Consider the following 11544-nt stretch of genomic DNA (forward strand, 5'->3'; position numbering starts at 1 on the left):
TGGTTCTGCTTCAATCCTAAAACTTTCGTCCCGACCTCTTTTTAAATATTATATCTATAGTGTTAATGAATGTCTGTAGTTGTAACTACTTTTTTACCTTGTTTGAGTCGAATATGAGCACCATTAATATCTTCAGAAACTTTAGCAGTAAGTGTTAATGTTGCTTCTCCATTACTATCCGTTTTAACAGTTTGATCTTTACTATAGCCTGGTTGACTAAATTGGGACCCATCTGATGAGAAGCTACCGATTTGTTTACCTCCATCTTTATAAATACCAACTGTTAAATTATTAATTGTACTATTTGCATCATAACCTTTAAGTTTTACTGTTACTTTAAATGGATGGTTGGGCTGAATACTTTGAGGTAGGTTGAATTCAGCGTTACCAGTTTGGTCATGATGTGAGTTGCTATTGTCATTAGAGCTACTTTCATCATTATTATCAGAACCACTTTGCGAACTACCGTAACTACCAGGTTTAAAAGTTGAACGGTCATACCATTTATAGCCTTTTTCTGGCTGTGACCAAGGTTCATGTTGAGGTTCAGTGGAATTTTCAGGTTTTTCAAAGTTTAATAATGGGGTTTTATTATCAATTTTGACACCTGTATCCTTCATTGATTCATGGCTATCTGATTTTCCTAACCAAGTTGTGAGATTTTTTAAAAGTGTTCCATTATCCTGTTCTTTAAAGCCATCATATGTTTTTTTCGATTTGCCATTATCTTCACGTTGATATTTAGGAGAACTGTCTTCTACAAGTGAAGTATCTCCAATAAATGCAGCTTTACCTTTACCAACTTTTGAAATAGCTATGTAAGGTCCTTCTTTAGTACCGCCACCACTATAAATACCTTGGTCTACGGCGTGAGACCATTTTTGTTTATTAGATAAGTTTTCAGGCATATATACGATACCTTTAGCTTTATCAGGATCAGTAATAGCTAGAGTTGAACCAGAATGCATAGATACTGATTTCACATCTTTAGTAATTCCAAAGCTCTCTTTACTAGATACAATATTCTGAGTATTTAAATCGCCTAATGCATTGTATCTAAAGCGAACGCCGAATTGATTAGAAAGCCAATCTGAGCTTTTCACACCTTGCATTGCTTTAGAGTTTTTCTCTCCACTATTCATATCTTTTGTCATATCTTGGTAAGCACCACGACGATATCCATTCATAGATTCGGATGAATCGATTCTATTTAAATTTCTATCTGCATTGTAGTGGTCTGAAATAAATATGACACTACCCCCACGTTTTACAAAGTTAACAATAGCTTGTTGTTCTTTCTCTTTAAATGGATTATTAGCTTCCGGAATTACTAAAATATGAGCATTTTTAAGTGTTTCATTACTAATATTTGCTTCTCCATCTAATTCTTTAACGTTATATCCTTTGTTCTTCATAGAATCTGCATAATCTGAAAATGCACCGTCAGTTACCCAGTCAGCGGCACCAGCTGTTTGTGCATGAGAGTTATCGAAAAGCACGGTTTGGTCAGATTGTCCCGAACTTGAAGATGTAGATTGTGTCGTTGCATGAGCTGATTGAATCGTAGTTACAGAAATGGCAGTAGCTAAAACAGTTGAACTTAACACTTTAAATAATTTCATCTCTTTATTTACTCCTCATTAAAAATGTATACCTTTCAAAATTATAGTATAAAAATTGGAGGGTAAGTAGAGATTTAACGATATTTTTACAAAGCCTTAGTAATTAATATAAAGTTTTTATAAATTTAATTAAAATTAAATACTCATTACTTATTAGATGTGCTAATCTATAAATATGGTTTCTAAAATATACATATTACACTAACTTATATTGTGAAGGGGACAGTTATGAGAATGAAGAATTTGAAGTTTTTAGTTGTACTTGTATTATCGGTAGTTATCTTTGCGGCAGCGTGTGGGAACTCTAGTTCATTAGATAACAATAAGAAAAGTTCAGATAGTGGATCAGATTCTGGTTCAAGTTCGGGAGATTATAAACCTAAAGAATTAACTGTACAGTTCGTACCATCTCAAAATGCAGATAAACTCGAAGCGAAAGCCAAGCCTTTAGAAAAGTTATTATCTGATAAATTAGGTATTCCTGTAAAAGTATCAGTATCAACGAATTACAACACAATTGTTGAGGCAATGAAGTCTAAAAAAGTAGACGTTGGTTTCTTACCACCAACTGCTTATACTTTAGCTCATGATCAAAAAGCAGCAGACTTATTACTTCAAGCACAACGTTACGGTGTTAATAAAGACGGTTCATCTAATAAAAAATTAGTGGATGATTACAAATCTGAAATCTTAGTTAAGAAAAACTCAGGAATTAAAAGCTTAAAAGATTTAAAAGGCAAGAAAATCGCACTACAAGATGTAACTTCTACAGCTGGGTACACATTCCCATTAGCTACACTTAAAAAAGAAACAGGTATCAATGCTACAAAAGATATGAAGATTGTAAATGTTAAAGGTCACGATCAAGCTGTTATTTCTTTATTAAATGGTGACGTTGATGCAGCTGCAGTATTCCAAGATGCACGTACTATAGTTAAAAAAGACCAACCAAATGTCTTTAAAGATACTAAGATTTTAAAACTAACTGAATCTATTCCTAACGATACAATTTCAGTACGTCCGGATATGGATAAAAAATTCCAAGAGAAACTTAAAAAAGCATTTAAAGACATCGCTAAATCTAAAAAAGGTCACAAAATCATTAGTGAAGTATATTCACACGAAGGATACACAGATACAAAGGATTCTAACTTCGATATCGTAAGAAAATATGAAAAAGAAGTTCAAGACATGAAGTAATCAACCATACGATAAATTGAATAGAGTCAAAAAATAGAAAAGCTAGGAGACTGAATGAAAGATGATGATATCAACTATTCAGCTTCTTAGCTTTTCTTTATAAAAGAAGGGTGTTTGTTATGAGTCAAATTGAATTCAAGGATGTTAATAAAGTATATCCTAACGGGCACGTGGGGTTAAAAAATATTAATCTAAACATTGAAAAGGGTGATTTTGCAGTTATTGTTGGTTTATCAGGTGCAGGGAAATCGACTTTGCTACGATCTGTCAATCGCCTACATGATATTTCTTCAGGTGATATTACAATTGATGGACAATCCATTACGAAAGCGCGTGGCAAACAGTTATTAGAAATGAGACGTAACATTGGAATGATTTTCCAACATTTCAATCTCGTAAAACGTTCAACCGTACTAAGAAACGTACTAAGTGGCAGAGTGGGATATCATCCAACTTGGAAGATGGTACTCGGTTTATTCCCTAAAGAAGATAAAATCAAAGCAATTAACGCCTTAGAGCGAGTGAACATTTTAGATAAGTACGATCAACGCTCAGATCAACTCTCAGGTGGACAGCAACAACGTATATCAATCGCGCGAGCATTGTGCCAAGAATCAGCAATCATTCTTGCGGATGAGCCTGTTGCATCGTTAGACCCCTTAACAACAAAACAAGTTATGGATGATTTAAAGAAAATTAATGAAGAATTAGGAATTACAATCTTAATCAATTTACACTTTGTAGATTTAGCAAAGGAATATGGATCTAGAATCATAGGTCTTAGAGCTGGAGAACTTGTCTATGATGGACCAGCAAGTGAAGCGGATGATGATGTTTTCAATCATATTTATGGTCGATCAATTAATGAAGATGAAAAGTTAGGGGTGGAGTAAAATGGCAACACCTACATCATCAACGAGTAAATATGATCAATATTTAAATAAAAAGATGTCAATTAAAACAAGCTTTACAATTATTCTTATAGCGGCTCTCATCATATGGAGCTTTATTTATACAGGTTTTAGTATTGGAGATTTAATGATAGGTATTCCACAAATTGGTGCATTCTTTGGACAGATGGTACCACCAGATTGGAGTTACTTAGATCAAATTACGAAACCAATGTTAGATACAATTCGTATGGCAATTGTAGGCACATTCTTAGGGAGTATTGTATCAATACCTGTAGCTCTTTTATGTGCAAGCAACATCGTTCAAACTAAATGGATTGCTATTCCAGCACGATTTATTCTCAATATTGTACGTACAATTCCAGACTTACTTTTAGCAGCAGTGTTTGTTGCGGTATTTGGTATTGGTCAAATTCCTGGTGTTTTAGCATTATTCATATTAACTATCTGTATCATCGGAAAGTTACTATATGAATCATTAGAAACAATTGAACCAGGACCTATGGAAGCTATGACGGCTGTAGGAGCAAATAAAGTTAAATGGATTGTCTTTGGTGTTGTTCCTCAAGCAATTTCTTCATTCATGTCATATGTTTTATTCGCTTTTGAAATTAATATTCGTGCATCGGCAGTTTTAGGACTTGTAGGTGCAGGGGGTATTGGATTATTTTACGATCAAACTCTAGGTTTATTCCAATACAAGAAAACGGCAATGATTATTTTATTTACTCTCCTCATCGTTGTCATTATTGATTTTGTAAGTTCGAAAGTGAGGGAAAAATTAGCATGAATGAACAAAAATACAAACTCAATTCAAAGAGATATCGTGAGAGAATTATAAAAAATTGGATTATTGCAGTTATTGTAGCAGCGATTATTATTTGGGCATTTGCAGGTATGCCAGCTTTAGAATTAAAAAGTAAATCGATTGAAATATTGAAGTCCATATTCAAAGGCTTATTTCATCCAGATCTAGGCTACATATATATTCCTGCCGGTGAAGACTTACTTAGAGGACTATTAGAAACATTTGCAATTGCAGTAATAGGGACATTCATTGCCTCTATTATATGTATTCCATTTGCTTTCTTAGGTGCAAGAAATATGGTGAAGTTAAGACCAGTAACTGGCATAAGTAAATTTATCTTAAGTATTATTCGTGTATTTCCAGAAATTGTAATGGCACTTATCTTTATCAAAGCCGTAGGACCAGGTTCATTCTCTGGAGTACTTGCATTAGGTATTCACTCCGTTGGAATGTTAGGAAAACTTTTTGTTGAAGATATTGAAAGTTTAGATTTTAGTGCTGTTGAATCATTAAAAGCTAGTGGTGCTAATAAAACTAAAACATTAATATTTGCAGTGATACCACAAATATTACCTTCATTTATATCATTAATTCTTTATCGATTTGAACTAAATCTACGTTCTGCCTCTATTCTAGGTCTAATAGGTGCAGGAGGTATTGGTACGCCGTTAATCTTTGCACTCCAAACACGTTCATGGGATCGTGTGGGGATCATCTTAATAGGATTGGTGATTATGGTTGCGATTGTCGACCTAATTTCCGGTGCTATCCGTAAGCGTATTGTTTAGTCATTTTATCTGAAAATAAGTATGCCTACCGTATAAAAAGTTATGAATCATAAAGATTTATAATAAGACGTCAGGTATACTTATTTTTTTAAAGAAAAAGAGTTTTACGAGCGTAAGCACATGAGTTGAGTGAGAATGACACGCATGTTAATATGCATGTGCATATAAAATTCGAGGAAGGAGCTTTTAATGATGAGTGTACTAGTAATTGGTTCAAATGGTGCAGTGGGCAGAAAAGTTATTTCGCAATTAAAAGACACTGAACATTCCTCTGTAGCACTTGTACGTAAAGAGGAACAAGTAAGTGATTTAAAAGAACTAGGTGCAGATAAAGTCGTTGTCCAAGATTTAGAGGAAGATTTTTCAAGTGCTTTTGAAGGCGTAGATAGTGTCATATTTACAGCAGGTTCAGGTGGTAGTACTGGTGCAGATAAAACTTTATTAGTAGATTTGTGGGGAGCTAAAAAAGCTGTGGACTACGCTACTAAACATCAAGTGAAGAAATTTGTTCATTTAAGTGCTACTGATAGTGTTGAACCTGATAAAGAAACTGATGTAATGAAACCATATGCTGTAGCTAAACATTTCTCAGATCTATATATTGAAAATTCAAATTTAAATTATACCATTGTCCACCCTGGTCCACTTCAAAATGAAGAAGGTACAGGTAAAATTGATGCTGAATTAGATATCGCAAGAGATCCTAATAGCTATACAATTCCTCGCGAAGACGTAGCAACTGTATTAATCGAAGCTCTTGATGCGTCAGCAGTTGAAGGTAAAGATATCTTCATTCAAACAGGTCAAACTGATATTAAGGATGCAATCAACAATATAAAATAAGTGATATATACTACCCGTTCAAAGTTCATAAAACATTTTGAACGGGTTTTTAATTTAAGGTTATTAGACTTATGTTGAATCATGGTAGTGGTTATTAAGTATTCGTGTCCTAACAACTCATGATATAATTATAGAAAGCTATTTAATAAAAATAGAATTATAAAATTATTGAATATATAAAGTTTAACCTATCTTTAAATGTGAAAGTAGGTTTGAGATCAACGATAGATAAAAGATTGTAATATTTATAGCGTATAAGTTATAGACTTAAGTTCCCAATTTACATTTTCCAAGAGCATCATAATAGAATTTACAACTAGAAGGTTTGGAGTACATTTAAATGAAACGTTTTTTAAAAATACATAAACATACTCTAAGAGAAAATACATTGATAAGTCTTATTTTTATAATGAGTTTATATAATAAATGGTTGCTACTTTTAGCGATTATTTTATCGGTTCTCTTGTTAAAAAGAGGAATACTTGGAGTGATCCAACTTATTTACTTCTATACTACAAGAAATTTAATGATTTCATTTTTCGATACGAGTGATAGCGCGTATGATCTTACATATGCGATTTACATTCTCATTTATGTTATAGGAATATTTTTCTTAATTAGACATATCAAACGTTGGGTGAGAAGCTATCTGATATTTACCTTTGCTCTAGCTTCAATCACTTTGATGCTAATTTATATCATAATGTCTTTGATTACATCTAATGATCCTCTTTATTCAATAACTAAACTCATTAATTACTTTATTCCATTAATCATTATTGTTACTTTAGTTTATCTTATCAAAGAAGTAGATGAACTTATTAAATGGCTAGCGAATCAAGTTGTAACATTCATTCTTTTTACATTAATACCTTTAGTGATGTCATTAATAAAAGTTCTTTCTCAAGAACAATCATTTAAAGGGTTCTTCAATGACTCAAATACGTTTGCAGTCTTTCTTATATTAGGTTTATTAACTCTCATTATTTCATCTATGAAATATCATAAATTTAACTTCTTCGTCATGTTTGTTATGATGTCGGGAATTTTTGAACTTTATGTAACTCATTCTAAGTTGGCATGGTTTGTATTTATAGTATGTTTATTTCTCTCTTTATTGCTTTTAATTTTGAAAAAGCGTTATAAATATTTAACGATTCCCTTAATAATTTCAATAATCATATTAAGTATCTTTCAACCGTCAATTCATTATTTAATTAAAAGCTTTGTGTTAAATGGTAACTCAGTTAAGAGTGTTTTAATGCCAAAGGATAATCAAATTAAAAATATCGAGAATGTGCTAGAAACACATATGCTTATGGGGAATGGATTTGGTATGTCATTGCACGGTTTGACTAAAAATAGTGATATAGTCGCAGGGAATATGGTTTTTGAACTTATGATGTTTACTGGGGTAATTGGTTTAACTTGTTATGTGATATATGTATTAAAAGTTATGCTTTTAGCCACATATATGTTTAAACTCACGTTTGTGCTCTTTATAGCAACCTTACTGACTAATACCATAGAAATCGTAATGTTTAACGCAATAAATATCGGTGCTCTTTGTTACATTCTTTGGGGGATTTATCTCAAGGATGGTTTACATAAGGATAGTAAGAATAAAATGGTTAAAAAATCTTTAGAGGTTGATAAAAGAAATATATAATCAAGGTTGTCCTATATACATTTATTTATTAATTTGAAATTTAAATAAATGTATATGTCTTTAGATAAATTGCCAATAATCTAATGAAAAACAATAAAGTCGGCTTGAATCCCTATGTATCAAGTCGGCTTATTATATACATTTTTATGTATATTAATACATCAAGCTAAACTTATTTTATAGCTGAAAACGATTTAAATCCTAATTGATTTACCTATAAAATTAATATAACGCTTTCATAAAAAGAATTTAATTTCAATAGTTATGAGGTAAAATTTTTGTTTATTTTTCGAAAAAACATGCTTATCTAAGCGTCTCATTACACCTAAAGTGTATAAAGATACCGTAACGATATTTTTAAAATTTAGTTATATAAATATTGTGTTAAATTGGTTGCTTTTTACATATAGCGGGTTATATACTTAAGAAAATGAATATTTATGGTATAAATAACTATTTTTTACAAATTTTTAGGGATAAGTGAGAGGTCGATTATGTCAAAAAAAGAAAGAGATTTTAACAAGAGTCTTGGCCAAGAAAAAGCCCGGGTCAAACTCTATAAGTCCGGTAAAAACTGGGTTAAAGCGAGTATTAGTGAATTTGAATTATTAAGAACAATGGGAGTGCCTTTTTTAAGTAAAAATATTAAAAAAGAAAGCCAAACTAAAGATAATAAAGGTAGTAGATTCAAGAAGAATGCTGCTAAGACAACGGCCCTAGTCGGCGGAGCGTTCACATTCAACATGCTTCAAGATCATCATGCGTTAGCTGCTTCTGAGACGCCAATGACTTCAGAAATTTCATCTAATAGCGGAACAGTTGCCAATCAAAACTCTACTACTATAAGAAATTCGCAAGCAAAGGTAACGAATAACACAACGTCAAATTCCACGCAGCAAAGTAGTGAAATCAAAAATTCTACTACTAAAACATCATCATCAGAAGTGATAAATAAAAACGAATCTAGTAGCGAAAAAGCTGTAGAAAACAATCAAAATAGTGAAAGCATAAAAAAAGAAGCTAGTGAAAGTACGAATAAAGCACAAAATAGCGAACAATCTAAATCATCTTCAGAAAAATCTTCTATAAGTAAATCAACTGTTTCAAATACATCATCCACGAATAATGACAAAAATTCCCAACAACTTAAGAATACATCCACATCAGAAAAAACTTCTCAGGAATCTCAACAATTAAAATCAACATCAGAAAGTTCAAATAATAAAAAAGAGGGTCAATCTACACTCACTCAACATAGCCAAACAGCAACTCAAAAAGATACTAGTAATAACCAAGCAAGCACTCATACTTCAGAAAAGCCGACTATTAATAAGAACTCTCAATCAGCAAGTGAATCAACGGCCTCTAAAGTAAGTAACTTGCGAACATTCAGTCGAATGAGTGTCTTTAAAACATTGGCAGCTACACCAGCTGCTTCTACAACTACTGCGTCAAGCGTATCTTCAAATTCAGTAGTAGTAACTAAAGATAACTTTAACGATCATATGAATGTTTCAGGTTCAGCGACTTTTGATAAAAATACAGGTATTGTCACATTAACGCCAGATGTGAATAGTGTGAAAGGTGCCATTAGTTTAAATACACGGTTAGATTCAAATCGTAGTTTTCGTTTTACTGGTAAGGTCAACCTTGGTAGTAGATATGAAGGACATAATGAAGGAACAGGTGATACTGCTATCGTTGGGGGAGACGGTATAGGTTTTGCCTTTTCTCCTGGTAACCTAGGTGAGATTGGTAAAGAAGGTGCAGCTGTAGGAATAGGTGGATTAAAAAATGCATTTGGTTTCAAATTGGATACTTACCATAATACTTCACAACCTAAAGGGGATGCCAAAGCTAATAAAGATCCAGGTAGTATGATTGGGAAAGGTGCCTTCGGTGCGTTTGTCTCAACAGATCCAAATGGAGTTGCGACAACTGATGAAAATAGTGCATCTCCTTTAAAAGTGCAACCAACGGATAACTCTCTCCAAGATTTTGTGATTGATTATAATGGTGACACAAAAGTTATGACCATTACATATGCAGGTCAAACGTGGACTAAAAACATGTCCGACTGGATTAAAAGAAGTGGTTCTACGACGTTTTCTTTATCAATGACTGCGTCTACAGGTGGGGCTAGAAATCTTCAACAAGTTCAATTCGGTAAATTTGAATATACACAATCTGCTACGGCACAAGTAAGATACGTGGATGCTAAAACAGGTAAAGACATTATCCCTCCTAAAACATATGCTGGTGAAGTTGATGGCAGTGCGACTATTGATAAACAAATCGATGCAATGAAGAGTAAAGGATATAACTATTCTGGTGTGGATAGTACTGGCGCACCTAATTATACAGACAGTACAGGTACAGTTAAATTGACTAATGCCGGTCAAACTATCATTTACAAATTTAATGATGCACAAAAACCGACGATTAGTGTCAGTAATCCAACTATAGAAGTAGGGAAACCTACGTCACCAATTAGCGTTACAGTTACAGATAATAGTTCAGATCCGGTTAAAACAACTGTAACAGGATTGCCAGATGGATTATCATTTGATAGTACTACTAATACCATTACAGGTACACCTACTCATATAGGTACAACGACTGTACAAGTGCATTCTGAAGATTCAACTGGTAATGCTTCAGATAGCAGCTTTGTCATTACAGTTAAAGATTCTACTGGACCAACGATTACACAGATTAGTAATCAATCATCAGAAGTTTATAATCCAATCAATCCAATTACGATTAGTACAACAGATAATAGTGGGACTAAAGTAGTTAGCGAAGTATCAGGCTTGCCTGATGGTCTTACATTTGATTCGAATACGAATACGATTAGTGGCACGCCAAGTAAAATGGGTAGTTTTACCATAACTATTACTTCAAAGGATGAGACTGGAAATACATCAACGTCTACATTTAAGTATGATGTTACTAGAAATAGTACTAGTGATTCCATATCTACTTCTTCAAGTAAAAGCCTTTCAACATCAAAAAGCAATAGTATAGCTAATTCAGAAAGCGCGTCAACAAGTAAGGCGAATTCAGAGAGTGCATCAACAAGTACAGCAGATTCAGAGAGTGCATCAACAAGTAAGGTAAATTCAGAGAGCGCATCAACGAGTAAGTCGGATTCAGAAAGTGCGTCAACGAGTAAGTCGGATTCAGAAAGTGCATCAACGAGTAAGTCGGATTCAGAGAGTGCATCAACAAGCACATCAGATTCTCAAAGCAAATCAACGTCGGAAAGTGAGTCAAATTCAATCAGTGAGAGTAAATCAAAAAGTACAAGTATTGCAGATTCGCAAAGTAAATCAGCAGCTGAAAGTACGTCAAAATCAATCAGTGAGAGTAATTCACAAAAAGCATCAGAGAGTACAAGTAAGTCAGCAAGCACTAGCGTATCAGATAGTGAATCGGCTAATACAAGTACATCAACAAGTGAAAGTTATTCTACATTTATAAGTGATTCAGACAGTACAAGTATAAGTGATTCAAACAGTACAAGTACATCAACAAGTGACTCAATATCTGATTCAGGCTCACTAAGTGAGAGTACTTCCCTAAGTAACTCAAGAAGTGCGAGTACTTCATTATCTGACAGTACTTCAGGATCAATAAGTGCATCAGAATCTGCTAGTACGTCATTATCAACAAGTGAGAGTGATTCAACAAGCGCAAGTAC

At 33.2% G+C, this 11544-nt stretch carries 8 protein-coding genes; 7 read left to right on the forward strand and 1 reads right to left on the reverse strand.

Annotated features, from left to right (window positions below):
* Positions 1-62 precede the first annotated feature (62 nt).
* Positions 63-1622, reverse strand: coding sequence for a motility-associated ABC transporter substrate-binding family protein (locus HMPREF2642_RS02825; protein ID WP_030058893.1), 1560 nt, complete (start codon positions 1620-1622; stop codon positions 63-65).
* A gap of 234 nt (positions 1623-1856) precedes the next feature.
* Here HMPREF2642_RS02825 and HMPREF2642_RS02830 point away from each other — a divergent pair, with 234 nt between their 5' ends.
* The 7 genes from HMPREF2642_RS02830 to HMPREF2642_RS02860 all read left to right on the forward strand — a co-directional run.
* Positions 1857-2822 carry a phosphate/phosphite/phosphonate ABC transporter substrate-binding protein gene (locus HMPREF2642_RS02830; RefSeq protein WP_030058895.1) on the forward strand — a complete coding sequence of 322 codons (966 nt, stop codon included), beginning with the start codon at positions 1857-1859 and terminating at the stop codon, positions 2820-2822.
* Positions 2823-2941: 119 nt separating this feature from the next.
* On the forward strand, positions 2942-3715 hold the full coding sequence (gene phnC, locus HMPREF2642_RS02835) for a phosphonate ABC transporter ATP-binding protein (RefSeq protein WP_030058897.1): 774 nt from the start codon (positions 2942-2944) through the stop codon (positions 3713-3715).
* A 1-nt stretch (position 3716) separates the two neighbouring features.
* Positions 3717-4523 carry a phosphonate ABC transporter, permease protein PhnE gene (phnE, locus tag HMPREF2642_RS02840; protein WP_002435050.1) on the forward strand — a complete coding sequence of 269 codons (807 nt, stop codon included), beginning with the start codon at positions 3717-3719 and terminating at the stop codon, positions 4521-4523.
* Positions 4520-5329 carry a phosphonate ABC transporter, permease protein PhnE gene (phnE, locus tag HMPREF2642_RS02845; protein WP_002434989.1) on the forward strand — a complete coding sequence of 270 codons (810 nt, stop codon included), beginning with the start codon at positions 4520-4522 and terminating at the stop codon, positions 5327-5329. Before phnE (HMPREF2642_RS02840) ends, phnE (HMPREF2642_RS02845) begins: the two co-directional genes overlap by 4 nt.
* 192 nt (positions 5330-5521) lie before the next feature.
* Entirely contained in the window at positions 5522-6172 is a 651-nt protein-coding gene (locus HMPREF2642_RS02850; protein ID WP_030058899.1) for an SDR family oxidoreductase, read from the forward strand.
* A gap of 487 nt (positions 6173-6659) precedes the next feature.
* Positions 6660-7841 (forward strand): hypothetical protein, encoded by a 1182-nt coding sequence (locus tag HMPREF2642_RS02855; RefSeq protein ID WP_256276628.1) that lies wholly within the window; start codon positions 6660-6662, stop codon positions 7839-7841.
* Between the two features lie 494 nt (positions 7842-8335).
* Positions 8336-11544: lectin-like domain-containing protein (locus tag HMPREF2642_RS02860; RefSeq protein ID WP_176744841.1), on the forward strand; the 3209-nt coding region annotated here is incomplete at its 3' end.

This window comes from Staphylococcus sp. HMSC055A09 (assembly GCF_001809655.1).
GTDB classification, from domain to species: Bacteria; Bacillota; Bacilli; order Staphylococcales; family Staphylococcaceae; genus Staphylococcus; species Staphylococcus capitis.